This window comes from Mesorhizobium sp. WSM3868 (assembly GCF_002294785.1).
Lineage (GTDB): Bacteria > Pseudomonadota > Alphaproteobacteria > Rhizobiales > Rhizobiaceae > Mesorhizobium.
In genome coordinates this window covers 57,982-81,281 of the sequence record NZ_NSGB01000007.1, presented here as the reverse complement: position 1 = coordinate 81,281, position 23,300 = coordinate 57,982, and the positions used below count along the sequence as shown (strand labels likewise).

Here is a 23,300-nt window from a genome sequence, read left to right as displayed (position 1 = left end):
CTGGGCTCCAGTAGCGGAAGGTGAGGTGAACCGGCGCAATGATTAGCGTGAAAATGCTGCAGCGCAAACAAAATAGCGCGACACTTCAATCGATTTAAATCGTTTGTTTGCGCCAAACCTTCGCGACGGCCTCCGAGCGCCTGGACGACAACGCCGACGAACTCGGCGAGGGACACGAACGCAGGCTGGATGCGCGGCCAACAAAAAATGCCCGGCGCTCAGCGCCGGGCATCTCGGAAAGTCGGCTCTTCTTTGCCGGCTTATTGCTCGAAGTAGGAGTACTTGCCGTCTTCGCCCTTCTTCCAGGTGTACATGACATAGTCCGGGCGGGTGATGTCGCCCTTGGAGTCATAACCAATGTCGCCGATGGCGGTCTTCCAGGGGCCGCCCGACTTGATCGTCTCGGCGACTTTCTGCGCATCGTCGGCGGAGCCGGTCTTCGTGATGGCCGCAGCGATGATCTGGATCGCGGCGTAGGAGTAGAGCGTGTAGGCCTCCGGTTCGAAACCGGCAGCGCGGAACTTCTCCACGAGCTCCTTGGCGTTCGGGTTCTTGCGCGGATCCGGCGCGAACGTCATCAGCGTGCCTTGGACGGCGTCGCCGGCGATCGAGGCGAGCTCGTTCGACACGATGCCGTCGCCCGACATGAACTGGGCCTTGAGGCCCTGGTCGGCGAGCTGGCGGATGATGAGGCCGGCCTCCGTATGCAGGCCGCCATAGTAGACGACGGAGATACCGGCTTCCTTCATCTTGGCGATGAGCGCCGAGAAGTCCTTGTCGCCGACATTGATGCCTTCATACATGGCTTCGTTGACGCCATTGGCGTTGAGCGCCTTCTTGGTTTCGTCGGCAAGGCCCTGGCCATAAGGGGTCTTGTCATGGATGAGCGCGATCTTGGCGTCCTTGAAGTTCTTGGCGACATAGTCGCCGGCAACCTTGCCCTGCTGGTCGTCGCGTCCGCAGGTGCGGAACGTATTCCACATGCCGCGTTCGGTGAACTTGGGATTGGTCGCGGCCGGCGTGATTTCGAGGATGCCATTCTCGGCATAGACCTCCGACGCAGGAATTGAGACGCCCGAATTGAAGTGGCCATCGACGAACTTGATGCCGTCGGCGACAAACTTGTTGGCGACCGAGATGCCCTGCTTCGGATCCGACACGTCGTCACCCACGCTCAGCTTAAGTTGCTGGCCGAGGACTCCGCCGGCCGCGTTGATGTCGGCGACCGCCTGTTCGGCGCCCTTCTGCAGCTGCGCGCCGAAGGCCGCGTTCGGACCGGTGATCGGACCGGCGACGCCGATCAGAATGTCGGCCCACGCGCTGCCGCTGAACGCGATGAACGCGGTCAGCGCCACGGCGGACAAGAGTGATTTTTTCATTGAAACGCTCCCATTTACGGAGTGGGCGTGGATGATACTTTCATGCGATGCCCACCCTTATCGCAGAAAGCATAGAATGCCGATTTTCAGGCACTTGTCACGCCAAATTCATTCCCCGGAACGGCGTTGATCATGAACGTCAACCCTTTGGTTTCCAGCTCAATAAGGAGGCTCTTTCGTAGAGCCAATTATACTGACTGACCATCTGGTTCGTGCGCGTGTATTGATACCCAAGGAAGCCCAGTATCATCAGCACGATGGTGTCGACGATATAGTAGTGCAGCGAAAACATCGTGCCGTCGAACAGCGCGTGGTGGATGAACCTTATGCCGATGCCGAGTCCGAGCATATAGAGGAACAGCTGAAAGAAGCTGCGCCAGGTCTGCGCGCTCGCCTTGCCGGTCATCCACGCCGCCCATCCGCCGAGCAGGCAGGTGACGAACAGGAACTGCCAGATCGAGGCTTCCTCGTAGAGAATGCCCTGCATGATGAAGTCTCCTGAACTTAGTGGTGGCCGCCTTCGAGATAGGCGGCGCGCACTTCCGGATTGGCGAGCAGCTCCTTGCCGGTGCCGCTCATCGTCACATTGCCGTTGACCATGACGTAGCCGCGATTGGCGAGCTTCAGCGCGCCGAAAGCGTTCTGCTCGACCAGGAACACGGTCAGCCCTTGGGTCCGGTTCAATTCGCGGATTGCATCGAAGATCTGCTTGACGATCAGCGGCGCCAATCCCAGCGACGGCTCGTCGAGCAGAAGCAGCTTCGGCCGGGCCATCAGCGCACGGCCTATCGACAGCATCTGCTGCTCGCCGCCCGAGAGCGTGCCGCCGCGCTGGCCGATGCGCTCCTTCAGCCGCGGGAACAGCGCAAACACCTTCTCGGCATCCTCGTCAAAATGTTTTAGGTTGTCGAGGCTGGCGCCCATCTGCAGGTTTTCCATCACCGTCATGCGCGGAAAGATGCGGCGTCCCTCAGGCGACTGGGCGATGCGCATCCGCGCGATCTCGTGCGTCGGCAACTGCGTGATGTCGTTGCCGGCAAAGGTGATGGAGCCGCTGCGCGCACGCGGCGCGCCGAAGATCGTCATCATCAACGTCGACTTGCCGGCGCCATTGGCCCCGATCAGCGCCACGATCTCACCTTGGTTGACGGTGACGTCGACACCGTTCAGCGCACGGATGTTGCCATAATAGGTCTGCACGCCCTTGATATCGAGCAGCGTTGTGCCGGCCATTACTTACGCCCTCCGCGCGGCTTGGCTGTCGAGGATTTCGCGGCTGGCTTGCCCGTGGCCCGCTCGGACGACTTTCTTGGCGTTTTGGCTTTGGCATCGACCTGAGCCGCTTTCGAGGCGCCTCTCGATACCATGACCCGTTCGCCCTCGTCCGCGTGTTCGACAGTGTCGGAAACCGGCCCCGCCATCATCGAGGCGGAACTGCCCGGCCCGTGCGCCGCATCAGGCCCGGTATCCAGCTGCTCGATGACATCCTCGTCGCCGACTTCGGTCAGCACCTCTTCCACTTCCTCGTCGTCGACGCCGAGATAGGCGGCGATCACGCGCGGATCGGTCCGGACCGACTGCGGGCTGCCGTCGGAGATCTTGCGGCCGTACTCCAGCACCACGACGTGGTCGGAGATCTGCATGACCACCGACATGTCGTGCTCGATGAGCAGGATCGACGTGCCGGTGTTGTCCTTGATGTCCATCAACAGTTCATTGAGCGAGGCCGATTCCTTCGGATTGAGACCGGCGGCCGGCTCGTCGAGGCACAAAAGCTCAGGTCCGGTGCACATGGCGCGCGCGATCTCCAGCCGCCGTTGCGCGCCATAGGGCAGGTCGCCGGCCGGATCGTCGGCGCGGTCGACGAGATTGGCCTTTTCCAGCCAGTGCTTGGCGAGATCGATCGATTCAGCCGAGGCCTGCCGGTAGCTGGAGAAGCCGAACAGGCCGAGGAAGGTATAGCCCGAGGCCTTCATCAGCTTGTTGTGCTGGGCGACCAGGAGGTTCTCCAGCAGCGTCATGCCCGAGAACAGGCGGATGTTCTGGAAGGTGCGCGCCACCTTGGCGCGCGCGGGGATCTCGTGATTGGGCAAGCGCTCGAGCAGATAGTTCGAGCCGTCGCGCCGGCTGAGCGTGATCATGCCCTCCGACGGTTTGTAGAAGCCGGTGATGCAATTGAACACGGTCGTCTTGCCGGCACCGTTCGGCCCGATCAGCGCGGTGATCTCGCCGCGCTTGGCCTGGAACGACAGGTCGCCGATCGCGATCAGGCCGCCGAACTTCATCGACAGGTGCTCGACCTGCAGGATGAAGTCGTTCATGGAAACTTGCGCGTTCATCAGCCATGGCCCTCCTTGGTGAAGGAGCCTGAGACCGCTTTTCGCTCCTTGAGGAAGGCTGTTGGTTCTCGACTGCCGACGAAGCCGCGCGGCTTCCACAGCATGACGATCACCATCGCAACGCCGAACAATAGCATGCGGTAGAGCTCCGGCGTGAAGTCCGGACCGAACACCACCTTGAGGAAGCCCAGCTCGCGCAGGATCTCGGTGCCGCCGATCATCACCAGCGCCGCCACCGCGATACCGCCCAACGAGCCCATGCCGCCGAGCACTACGATGGCCAGGATGATCGCCGATTCAAGGAAGACGAAGGATTCCGGGCTGACGAAGCCCTGGCGCGCGGCGAAGAACGAGCCGGCGAAGCCGCCGAACATGGCGCCGGTGGCGAACGCCGTCAGCTTGGTGGTGGTGGTATTGATGCCGAGCGAGCGGCAGGCGATCTCGTCCTCGCGCAGCGCTTCCCAGGCGCGGCCCACCGGCAGGCGGCGCAGCCTGATGGTGACGAAGGCGGTGAGGAAGCAGAGCGCCAGGATGAGATAATAGAGGAAGATCTTGTAGTAGGCGCCCGACTGGGCGATGCCCAGCACCTTGGCGATGTAGTTCGGGTCCGAGACGTTGAACGACATCAGCCCGAAGAAGGAGACCTTCGGGATGCCGGAAATGCCGGCCGAGCCGTTGGTCACCTCACGCCAGTTGATCAGCACCAGACGGATGATCTCGCCGAAGGCGAGCGTGACGATCGCCAGATAGTCGCCGCGCAGCCGCAACACCGGGAAGCCGAGCATGACGCCCCAGAAGGCGGCCATGGCGCCGGCGGCAGGCAGCAGGATCCAGAACGACAGGCCAAAATGCGTGCCGAGCAGCGCATAGGCATAGGCGCCGACGGCGTAAAAGGCGACATAGCCGAGGTCGAGCAGGCCGGCTAGCCCGATGACGATGTTGAGGCCCCAGGCCAGCATCACATAAATCAGGATCTGGATGCCGAAATTGTCGACCCATTTCAGCGAGCCCTGGAAGCCGAACAGAAGCACCATCGCCACTGGATAGAGGATCAGCACCGTGGCGCCGATCTTGTTGAAGTTTCGCCGCACGAAGCCGGGCTCCACGGCGATCGCAGGCGCCTTGGCCCTTTCAGCCCTTGATCGTTCGAGCGCCGGAACCGCATAGGCAACATAGAGGAAGCGCCCGACGACAACGGCGAGGACCACCAGGGCGAGCAGGCCCCAACGCTGCACCAGGATCAGCTCGTTGTTGATGTTCTGATCGGTCCTGAGACCGATGAACAGCACGAACAGGCCGAGCGCGATGGCGCCGGCGTAGAGCGCTTCGCGGAACGCGCGCTGGATGGGAGTAGCGACGACGTCGCGCTCCGGAGAAACGGTAACGGCCATGAGGATCAGACCTTTTCGACTTCAGGCCGGCCCAGGATGCCGGAGGGCAGGAAGATGAGCACGATCGCCAGGATCGAGAAGGCCGCGACGTCCTTGTAGTCGATCGAGAAATAGGCCGACCACATGCTCTCGATGAAGCCGATCAAAAGCCCGCCGAGCACTGCGCCCGGCAGCGAGCCGATGCCGCCGAGCACCGCCGCCGTGAAGGCCTTCACGCCCGGCACGAAGCCGTCTGAGAAGACCACCACGCCATAATACATCAAGAAAAGCGTCCCGGCGACCGCGGCAAGCGCTGCGCCCATGATGAAGGTGATGGAGATTGTGCGGTCGACGTCGACGCCAAGCAGCGCCGCCATCTTGCGGTCCTGCTCGCAGGCGCGCTGTGCCCGCCCCAATGCCGTCCTGTTGACGAGATACCAGAAGATCGCCAGCAGCACGGCGGTGACCAGCACGATGATGATCTGCTTCAGCGAGACGCTGATGCCGTCGATCGTATAGACCTGGCTGACCAGCGGCGGGATCGGCTTGTTGCGCGGCCCTTGCGTGACCTGCACGAAGTTGGACAGGGCGATCGACATGCCGATGGCGGTGATCAGCGGCGCCAGCCGGAACGATCCGCGCAGCGGCCTGTAGGCCACCTTCTCGATCGTCCAGTTGTAGAGGCTGGTGAGCAGCATGCCCACGATCATCATGATCAGGAGCGCCACCACCACCGGCACCGAATAGAACATCGCGCCGAGGATCAGGAAGACGATGAGGGCCGTGAAGGCGCCCACCATGAAGATATCGCCATGGGCGAAATTGATCATGCCGATGATGCCGTAGACCATCGTGTAGCCGATCGCGATCAGCCCGTAGATAGATCCCAGCGTCAGCCCGTTGATAAGCTGCTGGACGAAATACTGCATATTTAAGCGGCTCCCCTGGAATGTCGCCTTCGAGGACGCATTCCTTTTCGTATTGCCCCTAGTCGTAAAGTTTCAAGCCCGGATTGCAACGTGATTTTTCAATCGCCGCGCGTGGTTTGGAAGCACGCTGCCCGATTGCCCGCTTTTTCGCACCCGGCCCCTGGACTATCGCGGACCCTATCATTGGCACAACGCAATGTCTTTGATGATTCAGCCGTATCATGCGCGTCGTTTCGAAGAAATCGTCGTCAAAATAAATTGATGAGAAGATTCCTTGCGTCAGCGGCAGCGCTCGATTTTGCCGTCCCGCCCACTCCGCCAAGCAAGGATTCTGCTCGGTATGACGGTCATGTGACGGGCGAGGCGAACGGCGGCCGAAATCCTTTCCCGATTGGTTCGGTAGTCAGGTTTCGACGAACGACGAGGCGGCCTGACGCGCCGACCGGGAGCGATCAGGTGACGATGAATCCGTGCGCGAACGGATCGCGGTCGTCGATGAAGATCGTGTTCAGTCCGGTCATGCGCGCCCAGCCGCCGATCGAGGGGATGATGGCTGGTTTGCCGGCAACGCTGACCTCCTTTTCGACCCTGCCCTTGAACAGCGAGCCGATGATCGACTCATGGACAAAACTGTCGCCAACCTTGAGCCTGCCCTTGGCGTGGAGCTGCGCCATGCGCGCCGAGGTGCCGGTGCCGCAAGGCGAGCGGTCGATCGCCTTGTCGCCATAGAATACGGCATTGCGGGCATCGGCCTCGGCATCTCTCGGCTTGCCGGTCCACAGCATGTGCGACAGCCGGTTGATGCCCGGATTTTCCGGATGAATGAACGAGTATTTCTCGTTGAGGCGCTGGCGCACAAGCGGGCTCCAGGCGATGAGGTCGGCGGCCGAATGGTCGGCCATGTCGCGGTAGTTCTCCTGCGGCTCGACGATGGCATAGAAATTGCCGCCATAAGCGACGTCGACGCTGATCTCGCCAAGCACCGGGCACTCCACCGACAGCCCTTCGGCGTAGAGGAAGGACGGCACGTTGGTGATCCGCACCTCCTCGACATATTCGCCGATCTGCTTGTATTCGGCGACGACAAGGCCGGCCGGCGTGTCGAGCCTGAGCACGCCCGGCGTCTCCGGCCTCACCAGCCCATGCTCGATCGCCATCGTCACGGTGCCGATGGTGCCGTGGCCGCACATCGGCAGGCAGCCCGAGGTTTCGATGAAGAGGATCGCGATATCGCAGTCCTCGCGCGTCGGCGGATAGAGGATCGAGCCGGACATCACGTCATGACCGCGCGGCTCGAACATCAGCCCGGTCCGGATCCAGTCATATTCGGCGAGGAAATGCGCCCGCCGTTCCATCATCGTCGCGCCTTCCAGCAGTGGGCCGCCGCCGGCAACCAGCCTCACCGGATTGCCGCAGGTGTGGCCGTCGATGCAGAAGAAGGATGTCTTGGCCATGATGGCTCCCTGAAATATCAGAATTCTGGCGAATTGTCAGAACCGTTGCGGGCGGAAAGGAGTGAGATCGAGCGGCGGCGCCTGCCCGAGAAGGAGATCTCGGATCAAGCGGCCGGTCGCTGCCGCCTGGGTCAGGCCGAGATGGCCGTGGCCGAAAGCGTAGACGATGTTCGGCGCCCGCGCCCGGCCGATAACCGGCAGCGAATCCGGCAGCGATGGCCGAAAGCCCATCCACTCGCGGCCGCCCGACGGATCGAGCCCGGGCAGGAAACGCTTGGCTTTTTCCAGCATCGCCTTCGAGCGCGCGAAATTAGGCGCTCGTTCGATGCCTCCGAGCTCGACGGCGCCGCCGACGCGCAAGCCGGTTTCCAGCGGCGTGATGACGAAGCCGTGCCCGGAAAAGATCAGCTGCCGCTTCACGTCGAAGGCCGACACCGGCAGCGTGGTGTTGTAGCCGCGCTCCGTCTCCAGCGGGATGCGGTCGCCGAGATCTTTGGCCAGCAGATGCGACCAGGCGCCGGCGGCGATCACGAGCTGCTTCGCCTTTCGGGCCGTGCCGTCCGCAAGCATAAGCGTGACGCCGTTTGTTCCGGTCCCGATACGCTCGACGCGCGCGTGCTCGAAGCGCGCGCCGAGCCGCTCCGCATAGGCCCAGATCGCCTTGCCGAGCAGTTTCGGATCGGCGACTGTCTTCCACCCCGGCACGAAGGTGCCCTTGACGAAGCGCGGCGAAAGACCCGGCTGCAGCGCCGCCATCCCCTCACCCTCGACATGGCGGAAGCCTATGCCGAAACGTTCGCGCGCCCTCCAGCCGGACAGCGAGGCGCGGAACTCGGCCTCGCTTTCGTAGAGTTCGAGCGAGCCGTCCTCACGCAGCATCGGCCGCGTGCCGGAGTGGTCGAGCAAACCCATCCATTCGGCTTCGGCGAGCTTCATCATGCCGGCCTGCGCCGCAAGGCTCGCCTCGAAGTGCCTGGCGGCGCCCGCGCGCCAGAAGCGGAACAGCCAGGGAAGAAGCTTAGGCAGATAGGCCGGCGGGATGGCAAGAGGCCCCAGCGGATCGGCAAGCCATCTCGGCAACTGCCTGATCATCCCCTTATGCGCCAGCGGCAGCACGTCGGAGAAGGCGAAGGCGGCAGCGTTGCCGGAGCTCGTCTCCTCGCAAATGCCCGTCCGATCGAAAATGGTGACGCTGCGTCCCGCCTCCGCGAGCAAGGTGGCGGCGCAAATGCCGATGATGCCGCCGCCGATGATGGCGATATCTTCCCCTTCTCCCCGGTCACGGGGAGAAGGCGCCCGACGGGCGGATGAAGGGCGGCGCCCCTCTTCGGTCGGCTTGGCATTTCCTTGCACGCTGGCGCTGTCCCCTCGTCTGTCTGCCGCCATCTGCTCCCCGTGAACGGGAGCAGAAAGCCATCAGAACGCCGGCAGTTCCGGCCGCGCAGCCAGCGCATCCCTGACGGTCTTTTCCACCGCCTTCCGGCGCTCGCCCGACAATGGCTGGCGCGGCATGCGAACGCGGTCATTGGTACCGATCGCCAGCACTTCGGCAAGCTTGATGTTTTGGACCAGGTAGGTCGAGACATCGAGGTCGAGCAGTGGCCTGAACCAGCGGTAAATCTTCAGCGCTTCCTCGCGGCGACCTTTTCGCATCAGCTGGTAGATGGCGACGGTCTCGCGCGGGAAGGCCGTGACAAGGCCCGCGACCCAGCCGATTGCGCCGACCGACAGCGCCTCGAAGGCGAGGTTGTCGACGCCGGTGAAGAGGTCGTAGCGGTCGCCGAGGCGATTGATGATCTCGGTCGAGCGGCGGATGTCGTCCGACGATTCCTTGATCGCGACGAAGCGCTTGTCGGACGCCAGCTCCTCCATCAGGTCGACAGTGACGTCGACGCGATAGGCGAGCCGGTTGGAGTAGATCATAACAGGCAGGTCGCCGGCCTCCGCGACGGCGCGAAGTGCGGCGACCGTCTCTTCAGCATTGGTGTGGTAGATCGGGCTCGGCACCACCATCAGGCCATTAGCGCCTTCCTTGGCTGCGCGGCGTGCGATGCTTGCCGCCTCGCGGGTGCTGGGTTCGTTGACCGTCAGAAGCACCGGCTTTGTCCCCGCGACCTTCTGCGCCGTTTTCAAGACTTCGATCTTCTCGTCATGCGACAGCATTGGCCCTTCGCCGAGCGAACCGCAGACGATGATGCCGTCGCAGCCGGCCTCCATCTGCAAGGAGAAACAACGCTCCATCTCGGCATGATCGAGGCGGTCGTCGGTGGTGAACTTGGTCGTGACTGCAGGGAAAACTCCGGCCCACATGGCTACCTCTCCATCTGATATATCAGAGGTATATTTGTTAGGGCGCGGGCTGTCAATGCTGAATCCACTATGATATATGAAAAATATATCAGGAGTCCCCCATTGATATCCGCATTGATAAACGACACGAGCGCGGCCTTCGAGCCGGTTGCGACCAGGGCCTATCGGGTGCTGGAGCACATGATCGTCACCCTCGAACTAGTGCCTTCAAGCTTCGTCACCGAAGGCGCGCTGATCGAGCGGCTCGGCTTCGGCCGTACTCCCGTGCGCGAGGCGATCCAGAGGCTGGCCTGGGAGGGCTTGCTCGACATCAGACCACGCGCCGGCATCGCGGTCGCGCCGCTCCACCCCGGCGACTGGCTGCGCGTCATCGATGCCAGGCGCGGCGTCGAGGTGGTGCTTGCCCGCTCGGCCGCCCGCTTCGTCACCCGCGAGGCGGCCGACCTGTTTCACGAGGCAGCCCTTGCCATGCAGAAGGCAGTGATCTCCGGCAACGTGCTTTCCTTCATTCAGGCGGACAAGCAACTTGACGAGGCGCTGGCGATCGCCGCCGACAATCCATTCGCGGCGCGCGTGGCGGCGCCCTTGCAGACGCACAGCCGGCGCTTCTGGTTCCGCTACAAGGCGGATACCGGGCTCGCCGAATCGGCCGAGCACCACGTCGCGCTGATCCGCTCGATCCTCGACGGCGACGAGGAAGCCGCCGCCAAGGACGCCAAGAAATTGATGGCGCTGCTGCGCCACCACGCCGAGGCGGCCGCGACGCGCTGACCGGAGCGGTTCCGGCTTAGCTGAACTGTCCGGTTACGCAGTTCACCCGCCCGGGTGCCGGACCGCGGTGGCCAGCGTGTCCTCCCATCCCTCGCCCGCTGCCAGGATGCAACTCTGGCCCTTAACGTCGGTCATCAGGATGGTCCAGGTTCCCCTCGCCGACACAAACACCTCGAAGATGGCGACGTCTCCACCCACGCCGTAGCCCAGCCGCTTCTCTTCGAACGTCTCTGCCAGCCCCGCGACCAGATCGTCATGGTCCCCGCAGAGGACTTGCGCCTGCAGCGGGACTGCCGGCAAAGCCATGACGGCGCCGGCGACTGCCGCCTTCACCACTCGGAACGAAAATCTGCGTGCCATGGGCACCTCCTTCGCCGTGGCATTCCGGCAAAAGAGGCACATTCGGCCGCCTCAGTGTGCCGGAACGCTCCAGGCCGGACTCGACGTCGCCATCACGTCACTCCTTCTGGTTTCCGGTCTGTCGCAGGGAGATTTATCACTCCCTGCATTCGATATGGTGAAGCTGCGCCCGGTAGACAAGCGGGCGTTGATGCAGGCGCCGGCGCGGCTTTCACTGAACGAGCCGTGGCGCCAGTGAGTGTTAGGCTCCCGGCACGGCTGCCGTGATCGTCGGGCTGTCCCAGCCTTCGCCAACGGACAGAATGCAGCTCTGCCCCTTGGTATCGGAGGCAAGAACGGTCCAACTGCCTTGGTCGGAGACAAAGATCTCGAGCACGACGTTCGGATTGATCAGCCCGCGCCCTGCCTCGCTTTCGTGGAACTTGTCGCCGAGCGCCTTGATGATGTCGGCGCGTGGTGCGCATTGTGCCGCCGCATTGGCCTGGCCGACCGACAGCGCTGCCGCCGCAAGGCACATCGTCGCCATAAGAAATCGTGTCATCCGACACCTCCTCGCGCCAGACGAGAACCCCGGCTGCCACCGGCGCTGTTTGATTGGCCTGCACGCATGGCAGGAATACAGCCTAAGGCGAATGGCGGCCTGTTGGTTCCATCACACGGCGATGGAATCATTAGGAGGTGCGGATGCAGCCTCGACGTGTCTCGTCGCAAATCATGCATCTGAAGTTGCAAGCGACGACCGGGCGAGACGACAAGCTACGCCAAATATCGATGAGGTGAAGGACAACCAGCCTCCTCTGCAAGGCCCCAAACAGAAAGCGCGGGTGCAAACCGCGCTTTCTCACGAGGCTCTCGAAAAACCGTCCGGTCAGTTCATCGTCGGGATGACGAACTCGGCGCCGTCCTTGATGCCTGCCGCGCGCCCGCAGCCGCAACGCGGCAAGGACGCGCGACCGAAAAACCGTCCGGTCAGTTCATCGTCGGGATGACGAACTCGGCGCCGTCCTTGATGCCGGACGGCCAGCGCGAGGTGACCGTCTTGGTCTTGGTGTAGAAGCGGAACGCGTCCGGGCCGTGCTGGTTGAGGTCGCCGAAGGACGACGCCTTCCAGCCGCCGAAGGTGTAGTAGGCGATCGGCACAGGGATCGGCACGTTGACGCCGACCATGCCGACCTGGACCCTGGAAGCAAAGTCACGCGCGGCGTCGCCGTCGCGGGTGAAGATGGCAACGCCGTTGCCCATCTCGTGGTCGTTGGCGAGATTGATGGCGTTCTCATAGGTCGGCGCGCGCACCACCGACAGCACCGGCCCGAAGATCTCTTCCTTGTAGATGCGCATCTCCGGCGTCACGTTGTCGAACAGGCAGCCGCCCATGTAGTAGCCGTTCTCGTAGCCCTGCATCTTGAAGCCGCGGCCATCGACGACCAGCTTGGCGCCTTCCTTGACGCCGATGTCGACATAGCCCTTGACGCGTTCCAGGGCTTGGCGTGTCACCAGCGGGCCGAAATCGGCCGAGGAGTCGGTCGACGGACCGACCTTCAGGCTTTCGACGCGCGGCACCAGCTTTTCCATCAGCCGGTTCGCGGTGTCGGTGCCGACCGGCACGGCCACCGAGATCGCCATGCAGCGCTCGCCGGCCGAGCCGTAGCCGGCGCCGACCAGCGCGTCGACCGTCTGGTCCATGTCGGCGTCGGGCATGATGATCATGTGGTTCTTGGCGCCGCCGAAGCATTGCACGCGTTTTCCCGCCGCGCAGCCGCGCGCATAGATGTACTGCGCAATCGGCGTCGAGCCGACGAAGCCGACGGCTTTGATGTCCGGATCGTCGAGGATGGCGTCGACCACTTCCTTGTCGCCGTTGACCACGTTCAGCACGCCTTCCGGCAGGCCGGCCTCGATGAACAGCTCGGCGATGCGGATCGGCACGCCCGGATCGCGCTCCGAAGGCTTCAGGATGAAGGCGTTGCCGCAGGCGATCGCCGGCGCGATCTTCCACAGCGGGATCATCGCCGGGAAGTTGAACGGCGTGATGCCGGCGACGACGCCGAGCGGCTGGCGCATCGAATAGGTGTCGATGCCCGGACCGGCGCCGTCGGTGAACTCGCCCTTCATCATATGCGGCGCGCCGATGCAGACCTCGACCACTTCGAGGCCACGCTGGATGTCGCCGCGCGCGTCGGCAATGGTCTTGCCATGCTCGCGCGCCAGGATGTCGGCCAGCTCGTCATAGTCGCGCTGGACCAGTTCGAGAAACTTCATCAGCACGCGCACGCGGCGCTGCGGGTTGGTGGCGCCCCACTTGATCTGCGCGGCCTTGGCGTTCTCGACCGCGGCGCGCAGTTCCTGCGCCGAGGCCAGCGCCACCGTAGCGCGCACCGAGCCGTCCATCGGCTGCATGACGTCCTGCTTGCGGCCGCTGGTGCCGGCGACACGCTTGCCGCCAATGAAATGACCGTACTCGATCATGGGTTCTCTCCCTGTTTTGGTGATGAGGCATTGTCCGCCTTTGCGGCGGCAATGGCAACGCGAGCTAGAACGCAACCGTTGTGCGCGAAATAGACAGCGTCCGGGAGCTGTGCATTAAATGCCGCAAATAGCAGATTGCTGAAAAGGCCGCAGCTTGCGTTCCTTCACACCCCCCTCTGGCCGACCGGCCATCGCCCCCGCAAGGGAGGAGGTTAAGCTCTCATTTTTGCTTTCGCCAATAGCCAACGTCGCAACAAAAGAGCCGGCGACGGAACCGCTGATCTCCCCCCTTGTGGGGGAGATGTCCGGCAGGACAGAGGGGGGCGCGAAGGAACGCGGCTTTGATCGCTGTCACCAAGGTCATCCCCATGAACTGGGATGATGTCCGCATCTTCCTCGCCGTGGCTCGCGCCGGCCAGATCCTCGGCGCGGCAAGACGCCTGGAGCTCAACCACGCCACCGTCTCGCGCCGCCTCGCGGCTCTCGAGGAGGCGCTGCGGACGAAACTCTTCCGCCGCCTGACCACCGGCAGCGAGCTGACACCGGCCGGCGAGCGCTTCCTCGACATCGCCGAGCGCATGGAGAGCGACATGATCGCCGCGCGCTCGACCATCGCCGGCGAGGGCGACGACGTCTCCGGCACGGTGCGCATCGGCGCTCCCGACGGTTTCGGTGTCGCCTTCCTCGCCAAGCGTTTGGGCGAGCTGACGGCGCTCCACCGCGAGCTCACCATCCAGCTGGTGCCGGTGCCGCGCTCCTTCTCCCTGTCGCGGCGCGAGGCCGACATCGCGATTACCGTCGAGCGGCCGACCGAGGGCCGATTGGTGGCGGGAAAGCTGGTCGACTATACGCTCGGCCTGTTCGCCTCCCGCACCTATGCGGAAGCCAACGGCCTGCCGAAGACAGCAGCCGAGCTCGATCGGCACACGCTGATCGGCTATGTGCCCGACCTCATCGTCAGCCCTTCGCTCGACTATGCCGCGGAGTTCAGCCCGGACTGGCGCACCAGCTTCGCCATCTCGTCAGCACTTGGTCAGGCGGAGGCGGTGCGCTCGGGCGCCGGCATCGGCATCCTCCATACCTTCGTCGCCCGCTCGATGCCGGAGCTGGTGCCGGTAGACATCGTCGCGCCCATCCGCCGCGCCTACTGGTTGGTCTATCACGAATCGGTGAGGCCGCTGCGCCGGGTCCAGCTCGTCGCCAATTTCATCACCAAGGCGGTGGAGCGGGAAAAAGGGTTGTTCGTCTGATGCCGTCCAAAAAGGCCGATCCGCTTTGGAACCGCCATTGAGGCGCATCGAGGACGAAAGAATTCACAACCTTGTCGACCTCAGCCGCGAACGCCGCCCACATCCCGGCCGGCTTCCTCGGCGCTGTTGCCCATCAGCCCGCAGGTGACGAAACCATAGTGGCCCTCGCGTATCGAAATCGCTATCCTGGCGTGGCCGTAGAAGCTGACATCGCCGTCGCCGAGGTGGAAATCCATGTCAGCCATCCGCACGGGATAGCCGTCGGGGAATCGCGCCAGCCGGTCGTTGCTGAAACTGCCCGAACCGAAGGCGGAGCCGACCCGCCTTGCGCTTGCCACAAAATCGGCCAGTGTGGCACCAGTGCTTCGCCATGCCATGGCAGGCGAGGGGGAATCTTGGAAAGCCGGCGCAGACATGCGAGCCATTCTTGCCATCCTGCCGCTGCTTTACCTCTCCGGCTGCGCCAATCCGTGGGCCAGGGTTCCCGAAGCTGAACTGCCGAAGTCGATCCGCTATGCGATGGCCCGCCCCTCGCCTTTCGTCTTCGGTAATTATTGCGGTCCCGGAACCCGTACCGGCGATCTCTCGGCCACCCCGGTCGACCAGCTCGATGCCGCCTGCCGGATCCACGATGCCTGCTATATCGCCCGCCACAATCATTGCGATTGCGACGGCGCGCTGATCGCTTCGGCAAGGACGATCCGCAACGACAAGACGGCGCCAAGGAAGATGCGCGGCCAGGCCGAGCTCTTGATAGCCACCTTCGCGCTTCCCGTCTGCAAGGTCTTTCCGCAGGGCTTCATGCCGCCGCGCGATCCCGCCCAGCTCAAGGTCATGAACGAGGCGACCGGGTGAGACCGGGAGCCGTCGTGACAAGGCTGCTGCTTGGCCTGGCGCTGACCGCGCTCGCCGGATGCGCCGGCATGCCGGGCCGTTCCGCCTGCGCCTTCTTTCCGGGAGACGAAGCCTGCGCGCGCCAGCCCATCTCGGCGGATCGAAGCGGCGCCGAGATCGCCAGCGCCGGTTACTTCGCGGACAATGGCAATGCCGCCTATGAAAAGCGATTCGAGGCGTTGCTGGCCCAAAGCCGAATCGATGCGCTCGACCGCACCAACGGCACCGGCCGCTTCGGCCGTGACTGGCGCGACGTCCACAATGATCGTTTCCAGGCAACTTATCCGGCGCTGCAACGGTTGGCGAAGCCGCTCGACAGCACGGAGCAGCCGCTGGCACCAGGCAAACCGGGCGAAGGCCATTTCACCGGTCGCTGGCGCATGTCGCGCCAGACGCTCTATCTCGACGCTGCCGCCAGGCCGTCCGCACCCAAGACCTTCAGCTTCTCCGGCCTGCAGGCGCGCTCGGTCGAGATCGTGCTCCGCCAGGTCGGCCGGCAAACGGTCGTGATCGGCGGCAGCTGCGACGGATCGCTGGCGATGCGCATCTCGGGCCGGTCGCGGACAATTGCCAAAGGTGCCGCGTTCCATCTCAGCCTGCCGGCGACCGAGACATCTGCCAGCCTGTTTCCAAGCGAAGCGCTCACCCGTTGCGATTTCACCGTCAGCTCCAGCCTCGCGCCGTCCGGCGCGAAGCTGACCATCCTGCGCGAGGAGGCCGCCGACCCATGGATCACGGCACTCGACAGCCGCTATGATCGTTGTCCGGTGCCAGATCCGGCCGGGCTCGAAGCGCTCGACCGCGCCTTTTATGTCGGTCGCTGGCTGTCGCAGACCTGCGCGCTGCCGCTCGGGTCGCCGACCCTGCTGCGCAAATCGCGCGACGGCTTCAACGCCAAGGTCGAGGCGCTGCTCGGCAAGAAACTGCCCGACAGCGCCTTCGACAAGGCCGATCCCGAACTGCCGCTCGATTTCTCCAACGCGCCGAGACTCAAGCTGATCTACCTGTCGTCGCTGGAGTTCAAGGCGGACTTCTCCGGCCGCATCATGGAGCGGCTGATCCGCCATCACGCGGCGCTCGGCACCAAGGTACGCATCCTGGTCACCGACGTGCTGGAGCGCGACAAGGACGACGCCCTGCTGCATCGGCTGGCGGCGGAGTTTCCCAATGTCCAATTGCAGGAATATCGCTGGCAGGCCGATCACGGCGCGCCGATCGACGAGCAGCTCTCACAGCTGCACAAGACCCATCACATCAAGATTCTGGCGACCCTGGCCGAGGAACCCGGCCGCTCGCGCGTCATCATCGGCGGCCGCAACATCCATGACGGGTTCCTGTTTCATAAGCCGATCGACCTGTCGCGCTACCCTCAGCTGCAGCAATACGGCAAGACCGACGGCTTCTCGCTCAACTACTATTCCAACTGGAGCGACTTCGACATCGAGATCGCCGACCCGGCGACGGTCGAAACGCTGGCCGCGCATTTCTCGACCGTCTGGCTGCGCGATGCCGACACCAACCTGTCACGGCCGTTTTCCATTCCGGTCCGTTCCGGTGGCCATCCGCAAGGCGTGGTGCGGCACTTCATTTCCGTGCCTTACGCGGACGGGCATGCACTGGAAAACTACTTCGTCGAACTGATCGACACCGCCGAGCACCGCATCGAGATCGTCAACCCTTATCTCAACCTGACGCCCAGTCTCGCGAGAGCGTTCGATCGGGCGCTGGCCCGCGGCGTCAAGATCGACGTCGTTGGGCGCATCGATCTCAAGGGCGACATAGGCGGCCGCTTCCTCACCGCGCTCAACAAGCTGTTCGTGGAGAAATATGGCGACCGCATCAGCATCCGCGAATTCAAGGCGCCCGACGTGGTGCTGCATTCCAAGATCATGATGATCGATCAGCGCCTGGTGACAATCTCCTCGGTCAACCTCAACAATCGCAGCTTCGTCCACGACTCGGAAAACGGCATGATGGTGCTCGATCCGGCCTTCTACCGCCGCATGAAGTCGGTCTATGACGACTATCTCGCCCATTCGCAGCCGGTCGCCACCAATGTCACGATCGGCTGGGCTTACCGGCTGCTGTTCAGCAATGGGTGGGTGAAACAGGCCTTTTAAATCAAGCCTTGATGTAGCGGTCCGGGCTGAGGTCGAGCGCGTTGATCTCCGGCACCCGATTGGAAATGACATCGGCAAGCACTTTCGCCGAGCCGCAGGCCATGGTCCAGCCCAGCGTGCCGTGGCCGGTGTTGAGATAGAGGTTGGACAATTCGCTGCGCCCGACCAGCGGCGGCCCGTCCGGCGTCATCGGCCGCAAGCCGCACCAGAAACTCGCCGCCTTGAGATCGCCGCCGCCCGGAAACAGGTCGCCGACGGAGTGCTCGAGCGTGCGGCGGCGCGATTCATGCAGGCGAAGGTCGAAGCCCGAAATCTCCGCGGTGCCGCCGACGCGGATGCGGTCGCCGAGCCTGGTGATCGCCACCTTGTAAGTCTCGTCCATGATGGTCGATACCGGCGCCGCCGCCGCGTCCGTGATCGGCACCGTGATGGAATAGCCCTTGACCGGATAGACGGGGATCGGCCGTTTCATCTTGCGCATGAAGGGAGCCGAATAGCTGCCAAGCGCCATCACATAAGCCTCCGCCGTTCGCCAGCCCTTGTCGGTGCCGACCTGGACGACGCGGTTCCGGTTCCTGACGACGCGCCGGATGCTCGTGCCATATTCGAAGGCGACGCCGCGCGCCACGCAAAGCTCGGCCAGCTTGTCGGTGAACATCTTGCAGTCGCCGGTCTCGTCGCCGGGCAACCTCAGCCCACCGACGAATTTTTCCCGTACACCGGCCAGCGCCGGCTCGGCCGCGATGCAGCCGTCCCGGTCGAGGAGCTCGTAGGGAACGCCGTATTTTTTCAGCACCTCGACATCGCCGCCGGTGCCGTCGAGCTGCTTCTGCCTGCGGAAGAGCTGCAGCGTGCCCTTGGCTCGCTCGTCATAGCTGATGCCGATCGTAGCGCGAAGCGCCTTCAGCGTGTCGCGGCTGTACTCGGCCAAGGGCACCATGCGCGACTTGTTCAGCGCATAGCGCTCGGCCGTGCAGTTGCGCAGCATCTTCAAGAGCCATGTCCACATATGCGGATCGAAGGCCGGCCGCACCACCAGCGGTCCGTATTTCATCAACAGCCATTTGACGGCTTTCACGGGGATGCCGGGCCCGGCCCATGGCGAGGCATAGCCCGGCGACACTTCGCCGGCATTGGCGAAGCTGGTCTCCAGCGCCGGTCCCTGCTGCCGGTCGATCACCGTAACTTCATGGCCGGCCTCGGCAAGGAAGTAGGCGGTGGTGATCCCGATCACGCCGCCGCCCAGCACCAGGACTTTCATTCTATGCTCCCTCAAACCGATCATGCCGCCGAAGGGCCGGGATCGTCGCCTTCTGTCTGCCGGATTTTGCCGCCCCCGCCAAGGGGCCAACGATCGCCTGCGGCGCTGTACACCAGCCTCGGGCCAAGGGGTCGCTGTGCGGCAGTCCGAGCCGCCCGATGCTCGGCCTCCGGCTGGTAGGCCACATCCTCGAGAAGGATGCGCTCGCGGCTGCCGTCGGGGCGCTCGGCCACTACCGACTGGCCCGCCCTCATGCCGAGCAGGCAGAGGCCGCGCCAGGTGCCGAGCGGCAGGCCGAATCCGACAGGAGCGGAGGCGTCGCCCAGCATCAACGTCCTCGTCTCCGGGGCTCCGTCGTCGATCCGGAAGACTACCCGGCTGTTCAGCGTGGCGATGTCGGGCTCGACCATGCCGACTGGGATGATGTTGCTCTCGGCGAGCTTGCGTTCGAGCATCGGCACGATCACGTCGGCAAAGGCGCGCCGGCGCATCAGCATCGCTTCGAGAACCGCGAGATCCTTCGGAGTGAGACGATAGATGGTCCTGGTCATGGCGCCCTCCGCGACGCGGATTGCTCGACCGCGTGGATGGTCGCCGAAAGCACCCGGCCGTCGCGGCTTCGCCAGGAGACTGTGCGGCCGGCACGCGCGCCGATCAGCGCGGTTCCGAGCGGCGTCAGCACCGAGATGCGTTTTTCGGCGATGTCGGCCTCGGCGGGATAGACCAGCGTGACGCGCTGAACGCTTCCTTCCCCATCGTGAAGCGTCACCGTCGTGCCCATCCGCACGACATCCGCTGGCATCGCCGCTTCGGCGGCAATCCGCGCGCGGTCCATCTCGGCGAGCAGGTCCTCGGCCATATCGGGCGTCCGCTCGAGAAAGGCTCTGGCAAGGCCGCTGAGCCGGTCGTGATCCGCGTCGCTGACGAGGATCGTGTTTCGGGAACGCGATTGGGTTGTGGCATTCATGGCAAACCTCCTGGATTGGCGCGTCGACGAACCGACGCTCGCTGCAGCCCGCTCGAAGGCGGCGAAGAACAGCCGACAGCCGCGAAAGGCTGGCTAGCTCGGTGACGATGTCAGGAATTCAAATGCCCCGGCTCGGCGGTCGCCAACACGACCGCGCCGGGGCTACGCTCCCGCGATGGGGCAAACCCTGAAAAAGGTTCTGCTATGGGCGAGGTTGCTCATGCCTCGACCCTTGCCGAGATGCACCGGCTTGTCAAGCAAGCCGCCCCTTTCACCCGCCAATGTAGCGGCGGTGAAAGCGCGCACCCAAGCTGGCCAGCACCTCGTAGCCGATGGTTCCGGCATGCGCGGCCGCGTCGTCGAGGCTTTGCGACGGCCCGATGAGCTCGACGAGGTCGCCCTCGCCCAGTTGATCGACCGGAAGCGCTGAAATGTCGAGGACAATGGAATCCATCGATACCCGCCCGACGAAAGGCAGCCGCACGCCCTCGAACCAGGCGGCCGACGCCGCGCGCCGGTGCCAGCCATCGGCATAGCCGAGCGAGATTGTCGCCAGCCTGAGCGGTCCGCGCGCATGATGGCTGTGGCCGTAGCCGACGCCGGCGCCGTCTTCGACGTTGCGCGTCTGAGCCACCTTCGCCTGCAGCCGGACCACCGGCCGCATCGGGTTCGCCTCGCCCGGCGCCGGGTTGATGCCGTAGAGCGCCGCGCCCGGCCGCGCGAGGTCGTGGTGGTAGGCCGATCCGAGAAAGATGCCGGACGAATTGGCAAGCGAGGCCGGCGCCTTGGGCAGCATCCCGCGCAGCCGCTCAAACGCCAGCCGCTGCGCTTCGTTGGCAGGATTGCGCGGCTCGTCGGCGCAGGCGAGATGGCTCATCACCAGGCGGATGTCGATGCCGCCGAAAGCATCTGCCGCGAGCGCCTCGACGTCAGCCGGCGGCATGCCGAGCCGTGACATGCCGCTGTCGACCTGAACAGCGGCCGGCAGCTTTCGGCCGGCGGCAAGCGCCGCTTCACGCCACGCTCTCAACTGAGCGGTGCTGTTGATGACAGGATGAAGCCCAGTCGCGATCGCTTCCGGCTCGGAGCCCGGCGGCAGGCCGTTGAGCACAAAGATCTCATGTCCGGGTCCAAGCGCCTTGCGCAGCGCGATGCCCTCGCCGAGCAGCGCGACGAAGAATATCTCGCAGCCTTCCTTCATCAGCGCCGATGCCACGCGCGCTGCGCCGAGGCCATAGCCGTCGGCCTTGAGCACGCCGGCGCAGCGCACGCCCGCCAGCCGCGCCTTCAGCCGCCGGTAGTTCTCGCGGATGGCGCCAAGATCGATGGTCAGGATCGCGCCGGCTGCAGTTTCGCCGGGCATAAAGCCGCTGGTGGCGGTCGTTTGCGGCAAAGACGTTTTGGTGCCGGTCATCGGGGCAATTGCGTCGGACAAAGTCGGGTCACACTTGTTGCGGAGCTGCGTGCTTCTCGACGCCGGCGAAGTGCGCTTGTCGCGCGTCGTTCATGTTTGCCTCTTTGCCTGCGGCGCATCTGCATCAACAAAGCATGATCTCGACTACGGTGCCAACCTCTTCGCTAACCGAACTTAGTTGGAAGCACGCCTGCCAACGCCTAGCGAGCAAGATCCTGGAACGCGGCCACCACCTGCTCGTAGACCTTGCGCTTGAACGGCACGATCAGGTCGGGCAGCTCCCGCATCGGCCGCCACGCCCATTGATCGAACTCGGCCTTGTGGCCGCCGGGCGGCGGATTGATCTCAATCTCGCTCTCGTCGCCCTCGAAGCGGTAGGCGAACCATTTCTGCGTTTGGCCGCGATAGCGGCCCTTGAAGGCGACGCCGACCAGATGCGGCGGCAGGTCGTAATTGATCCAGTGCGGCGCTTCGGCAAGCAGCGACACGCTGCGCATACCGGTCTCCTCGTAAAGCTCCCGCTCCGCCGCCGGGAGCGGCTCCTCGCCCTCGTCGATGCCGCCCTGCGGCATCTGCCAGAGTTTCGTGGTGCCGGAGAATTCGCTGTCCGGCTCGGCGATGCGATGACCGACCCAGACCAGCCCGGCCGGGTTGAGGATCATCAGCCCGACGCAGGGGCGATAGGGCAGCGTTTCAGGATCGATCTTTTTGGCCATCGTTGAGATTTCCAGCCGTTTTGGAGATGCATTCAGGCGAAAGGGTCGGCGTTAGCCTTTTTGCGGATCGATCGCCACCGCCGAAATCGGCACGATCTCGATGCCGCGCTTCTTCGCTTCTGCCACCCAGGACGCAACCGTGTCCACGGTGATATCGAAGGCCGAGCCGATGCCGACGGCGCTGCCCTTGGCGCGTGCCGTCGCCTCGAGGCTGTCCAGCTTCTTGAGGATTTCGCCGCGGTCCTGCACAGCATCGATCGCCATGTCGCCGGCGACGAAAGGAACGCCATCCTTCAGCGCGAGGTCGGGCGCCAGGCTTCGCGCGGAGGAGCCGTCGTCGACATAGGCAAGGCCGCGCTTGCCGAGCTCGGCCATGAACGGTCCCATCGCGTTTGCATCAGCCGAGAAACGCGCGCCCATATAGTTCATGACGCCGGTATAGTTGGTAGTCCTCGACAGCGCCCAGTGCAGGCTCTTCAGGTTCTCGTCCGGACTCGCAGCGACCGTCAGCGTGTTGCGTCCCGGATTGACGCCCGGATAATCGAACGGCTCGAGCGGTATCTGCATGACGATCTCATGTCCGCTCTGGCGCGCCGCCTTCATCCAGCGGTCGATGCTGTTGCCCTGCGGCGCGAAAGCCAGCGTCACCTCGGCCGGCAATTTGGCGATCGCCGCCTGCGTGCCGGTCTGGGAGACGGCGAGCCCGCCGATGACGATAGCCACGCGCGCGCCGCGCGCGCCGGACCAGGGCCGCGCATAGACGTCGAACGGTCGCCGGCCATCGGCGGAGCGCACCGGCAGCGGGCCGCTGTCGCTCGCCTCGATCAGCGCCCTGTCGGGAATATGCGCGACCTTGAGATTCTGGCTGAGTGTGGAAGGATCGCGGATGACGATACCGGCCTTCGGCGGACCATCGCCCTCTTCAGACTCGACATGGATGATTTGCGGGCCATCGCTCTTCATCGGCGTGCTCGCATTGGGCTTCGCCGCCGCCACCTCGGCCGGTGCCGGCGTCGGCGCCGGTGCCGGCGCGGGAGCCGGCGCCACGATTACCTTCGGCGTCGAAACGGCGGTCTCTTGCGGTTTGCGGAAAGGTTTTTCACGCAACGCGATCGCACCGGAAATGCCCACTACAGTGAGGACGGCGACCGCCGCGCCAAGCGAGCCGGCGCCGAAGGTGCGGGAGGCAGGGCGCTCTGGCCGGAGCGTCTGTCCGAGCGGGCGTTCGATGTCCTTGCCGATGTCAGCCAAGCCGCATCCCCAGGCCCGTGACGCGGCTGATCGGATCAGCGCAGCTGAT

Annotated in this window: 23 protein-coding genes and 1 pseudogene; 5 read left to right on the top strand and 19 right to left on the bottom strand. The window is 64.2% G+C overall.

From position 1 onward, the window contains the following. Window positions 1-260 precede the first annotated feature (260 nt). The 9 genes and pseudogenes from CK221_RS13500 to CK221_RS13460 all read right to left on the bottom strand — a co-directional run bounded on the left by CK221_RS13500 (window position 261) and on the right by CK221_RS13460 (window position 9,781). Window positions 261-1,379 (bottom strand): branched-chain amino acid ABC transporter substrate-binding protein, encoded by a 1,119-nt coding sequence (locus CK221_RS13500; protein ID WP_067001684.1) that lies wholly within the window; start codon window positions 1,377-1,379, stop codon window positions 261-263. Window positions 1,380-1,518: 139 nt separating this feature from the next. Beyond that, window positions 1,519-1,866 carry a DUF6867 family protein gene (locus CK221_RS13495; protein WP_095778075.1) on the bottom strand — a complete coding sequence of 116 codons (348 nt, stop codon included), beginning with the start codon at window positions 1,864-1,866 and terminating at the stop codon, window positions 1,519-1,521. A 17-nt stretch (window positions 1,867-1,883) separates the two neighbouring features. Next, the gene (locus CK221_RS13490) at window positions 1,884-2,612 is read right to left on the bottom strand and encodes an ABC transporter ATP-binding protein (RefSeq protein ID WP_067001678.1); all 729 of its coding nucleotides are present in this window, start codon (window positions 2,610-2,612) and stop codon (window positions 1,884-1,886) included. Between the two features lie 32 nt (window positions 2,613-2,644). Further along, window positions 2,645-3,718, bottom strand: a pseudogene (locus CK221_RS13485) (ABC transporter ATP-binding protein); the annotation flags it as partial. Further along, entirely contained in the window at window positions 3,718-5,109 is a 1,392-nt protein-coding gene (gene livM / locus CK221_RS13480) for a high-affinity branched-chain amino acid ABC transporter permease LivM (RefSeq protein ID WP_067001672.1), read from the bottom strand. The pseudogene CK221_RS13485 and the gene livM, both read right to left, overlap by 1 nt. 5 nt (window positions 5,110-5,114) lie before the next feature. Then, window positions 5,115-6,017 (bottom strand): branched-chain amino acid ABC transporter permease LivH, encoded by a 903-nt coding sequence (locus CK221_RS13475; RefSeq protein ID WP_067001669.1) that lies wholly within the window; start codon window positions 6,015-6,017, stop codon window positions 5,115-5,117. 452 nt (window positions 6,018-6,469) lie between these two features. After that, window positions 6,470-7,471: a 4-hydroxyproline epimerase gene (locus tag CK221_RS13470; protein ID WP_095778074.1), complete on the bottom strand. Its 1,002-nt coding sequence runs from the start codon at window positions 7,469-7,471 to the stop codon at window positions 6,470-6,472. A 36-nt stretch (window positions 7,472-7,507) separates the two neighbouring features. Further along, a complete protein-coding gene (locus CK221_RS13465; RefSeq protein ID WP_245430637.1) occupies window positions 7,508-8,824 on the bottom strand; it encodes an FAD-dependent oxidoreductase in 1,317 nt (438 codons plus the stop codon). A gap of 63 nt (window positions 8,825-8,887) precedes the next feature. Next, on the bottom strand, window positions 8,888-9,781 hold the full coding sequence (locus CK221_RS13460; RefSeq protein WP_095778072.1) for a dihydrodipicolinate synthase family protein: 894 nt from the start codon (window positions 9,779-9,781) through the stop codon (window positions 8,888-8,890). Between the two features lie 69 nt (window positions 9,782-9,850). Here CK221_RS13460 and CK221_RS13455 point away from each other — a divergent pair, with 69 nt between their 5' ends. Then, window positions 9,851-10,552 carry a GntR family transcriptional regulator gene (locus tag CK221_RS13455; RefSeq protein WP_245430636.1) on the top strand — a complete coding sequence of 234 codons (702 nt, stop codon included), beginning with the start codon at window positions 9,851-9,853 and terminating at the stop codon, window positions 10,550-10,552. Between the two features lie 42 nt (window positions 10,553-10,594). Here the strand turns inward: CK221_RS13455 and CK221_RS13450 are convergent, their stop codons facing one another. Continuing rightward, entirely contained in the window at window positions 10,595-10,912 is a 318-nt protein-coding gene (locus CK221_RS13450) for a hypothetical protein (protein ID WP_095778070.1), read from the bottom strand. Between CK221_RS13450 and CK221_RS13445 the strand changes: the two genes are divergently transcribed. After that, entirely contained in the window at window positions 10,911-11,150 is a 240-nt protein-coding gene (locus tag CK221_RS13445) for a hypothetical protein (RefSeq protein ID WP_095778069.1), read from the top strand. The two genes, CK221_RS13450 and CK221_RS13445, sit on opposite strands and share 2 nt — an antisense overlap. A 3-nt stretch (window positions 11,151-11,153) precedes the next feature. On the opposite strand, the gene CK221_RS13440 is transcribed toward CK221_RS13445, so the two are convergent. Then, the gene (locus tag CK221_RS13440; protein ID WP_067001648.1) at window positions 11,154-11,453 is read right to left on the bottom strand and encodes a hypothetical protein; all 300 of its coding nucleotides are present in this window, start codon (window positions 11,451-11,453) and stop codon (window positions 11,154-11,156) included. 428 nt (window positions 11,454-11,881) lie between these two features. Then, window positions 11,882-13,378, bottom strand: coding sequence for a CoA-acylating methylmalonate-semialdehyde dehydrogenase (locus tag CK221_RS13435; protein ID WP_095778068.1), 1,497 nt, complete (start codon window positions 13,376-13,378; stop codon window positions 11,882-11,884). Between the two features lie 368 nt (window positions 13,379-13,746). Here CK221_RS13435 and CK221_RS13430 point away from each other — a divergent pair, with 368 nt between their 5' ends. Next, window positions 13,747-14,628, top strand: a complete 882-nt coding sequence (locus CK221_RS13430; RefSeq protein WP_095778195.1) for a LysR family transcriptional regulator — start codon at window positions 13,747-13,749, stop codon at window positions 14,626-14,628. A gap of 80 nt (window positions 14,629-14,708) precedes the next feature. Here the strand turns inward: CK221_RS13430 and CK221_RS13425 are convergent, their stop codons facing one another. Continuing rightward, a complete protein-coding gene (locus tag CK221_RS13425) occupies window positions 14,709-14,966 on the bottom strand; it encodes a hypothetical protein (protein ID WP_143749037.1) in 258 nt (85 codons plus the stop codon). Between the two features lie 76 nt (window positions 14,967-15,042). On the opposite strand from CK221_RS13425, the gene CK221_RS13420 reads away from it, so the two are divergent. Beyond that, window positions 15,043-15,483 (top strand): hypothetical protein, encoded by a 441-nt coding sequence (locus CK221_RS13420; RefSeq protein ID WP_095778194.1) that lies wholly within the window; start codon window positions 15,043-15,045, stop codon window positions 15,481-15,483. A 68-nt stretch (window positions 15,484-15,551) separates the two neighbouring features. Beyond that, window positions 15,552-17,642 carry a phosphatidylserine/phosphatidylglycerophosphate/cardiolipin synthase family protein gene (locus CK221_RS13415; protein WP_095778193.1) on the top strand — a complete coding sequence of 697 codons (2,091 nt, stop codon included), beginning with the start codon at window positions 15,552-15,554 and terminating at the stop codon, window positions 17,640-17,642. A gap of 1 nt (window position 17,643) precedes the next feature. On the opposite strand, the gene CK221_RS13410 is transcribed toward CK221_RS13415, so the two are convergent. From CK221_RS13410 to CK221_RS13385, 6 genes are all read right to left on the bottom strand, one after another. Beyond that, on the bottom strand, window positions 17,644-18,903 hold the full coding sequence (locus CK221_RS13410) for a D-amino acid dehydrogenase (RefSeq protein ID WP_095778066.1): 1,260 nt from the start codon (window positions 18,901-18,903) through the stop codon (window positions 17,644-17,646). 20 nt (window positions 18,904-18,923) lie between these two features. Next, window positions 18,924-19,454, bottom strand: a complete 531-nt coding sequence (locus CK221_RS13405; protein ID WP_095778065.1) for a nucleoside-diphosphate kinase — start codon at window positions 19,452-19,454, stop codon at window positions 18,924-18,926. Then, window positions 19,451-19,870: a nucleoside diphosphate kinase regulator gene (gene rnk, locus CK221_RS13400; RefSeq protein ID WP_095778064.1), complete on the bottom strand. Its 420-nt coding sequence runs from the start codon at window positions 19,868-19,870 to the stop codon at window positions 19,451-19,453. Before rnk ends, CK221_RS13405 begins: the two co-directional genes overlap by 4 nt. Before the next feature lie 271 nt (window positions 19,871-20,141). After that, window positions 20,142-21,233 carry an alanine racemase gene (alr, locus tag CK221_RS13395; RefSeq protein WP_095778192.1) on the bottom strand — a complete coding sequence of 364 codons (1,092 nt, stop codon included), beginning with the start codon at window positions 21,231-21,233 and terminating at the stop codon, window positions 20,142-20,144. 251 nt (window positions 21,234-21,484) lie between these two features. Next, a complete protein-coding gene (locus CK221_RS13390; RefSeq protein ID WP_067001616.1) occupies window positions 21,485-22,000 on the bottom strand; it encodes an RNA pyrophosphohydrolase in 516 nt (171 codons plus the stop codon). A gap of 51 nt (window positions 22,001-22,051) precedes the next feature. Then, on the bottom strand, window positions 22,052-23,251 hold the full coding sequence (locus CK221_RS13385; RefSeq protein ID WP_095778063.1) for a divergent polysaccharide deacetylase family protein: 1,200 nt from the start codon (window positions 23,249-23,251) through the stop codon (window positions 22,052-22,054). Window positions 23,252-23,300 lie beyond the last annotated feature (49 nt).

Coding starts and splice junctions, on each gene's coding strand:
- CK221_RS13390 (WP_067001616.1), bottom strand. CDS start 22,000: ATGGCCAAAAAGATCGATCCTGAAACGCTGCCCTATCGCCCCTGCGTC.
- CK221_RS13440 (WP_067001648.1), bottom strand. CDS start 11,453: ATGACACGATTTCTTATGGCGACGATGTGCCTTGCGGCGGCAGCGCTG.
- CK221_RS13405 (WP_095778065.1), bottom strand. CDS start 19,454: ATGACCAGGACCATCTATCGTCTCACTCCGAAGGATCTCGCGGTTCTC.
- CK221_RS13500 (WP_067001684.1), bottom strand. CDS start 1,379: ATGAAAAAATCACTCTTGTCCGCCGTGGCGCTGACCGCGTTCATCGCG.
- livM (WP_067001672.1), bottom strand. CDS start 5,109: ATGGCCGTTACCGTTTCTCCGGAGCGCGACGTCGTCGCTACTCCCATC.
- CK221_RS13435 (WP_095778068.1), bottom strand. CDS start 13,378: ATGATCGAGTACGGTCATTTCATTGGCGGCAAGCGTGTCGCCGGCACC.
- CK221_RS13430 (WP_095778195.1), top strand. CDS start 13,747: ATGAACTGGGATGATGTCCGCATCTTCCTCGCCGTGGCTCGCGCCGGC.
- alr (WP_095778192.1), bottom strand. CDS start 21,233: ATGCCCGGCGAAACTGCAGCCGGCGCGATCCTGACCATCGATCTTGGC.
- CK221_RS13415 (WP_095778193.1), top strand. CDS start 15,552: ATGCCGGGCCGTTCCGCCTGCGCCTTCTTTCCGGGAGACGAAGCCTGC.
- CK221_RS13450 (WP_095778070.1), bottom strand. CDS start 10,912: ATGGCACGCAGATTTTCGTTCCGAGTGGTGAAGGCGGCAGTCGCCGGC.
- CK221_RS13410 (WP_095778066.1), bottom strand. CDS start 18,903: ATGAAAGTCCTGGTGCTGGGCGGCGGCGTGATCGGGATCACCACCGCC.
- CK221_RS13470 (WP_095778074.1), bottom strand. CDS start 7,471: ATGGCCAAGACATCCTTCTTCTGCATCGACGGCCACACCTGCGGCAAT.
- CK221_RS13455 (WP_245430636.1), top strand. CDS start 9,851: ATGATATATGAAAAATATATCAGGAGTCCCCCATTGATATCCGCATTG.
- CK221_RS13495 (WP_095778075.1), bottom strand. CDS start 1,866: ATGCAGGGCATTCTCTACGAGGAAGCCTCGATCTGGCAGTTCCTGTTC.
- CK221_RS13445 (WP_095778069.1), top strand. CDS start 10,911: ATGGGCACCTCCTTCGCCGTGGCATTCCGGCAAAAGAGGCACATTCGG.
- rnk (WP_095778064.1), bottom strand. CDS start 19,870: ATGAATGCCACAACCCAATCGCGTTCCCGAAACACGATCCTCGTCAGC.
- CK221_RS13420 (WP_095778194.1), top strand. CDS start 15,043: ATGCGAGCCATTCTTGCCATCCTGCCGCTGCTTTACCTCTCCGGCTGC.
- CK221_RS13460 (WP_095778072.1), bottom strand. CDS start 9,781: ATGTGGGCCGGAGTTTTCCCTGCAGTCACGACCAAGTTCACCACCGAC.
- CK221_RS13490 (WP_067001678.1), bottom strand. CDS start 2,612: ATGGCCGGCACAACGCTGCTCGATATCAAGGGCGTGCAGACCTATTAT.
- CK221_RS13475 (WP_067001669.1), bottom strand. CDS start 6,017: ATGCAGTATTTCGTCCAGCAGCTTATCAACGGGCTGACGCTGGGATCT.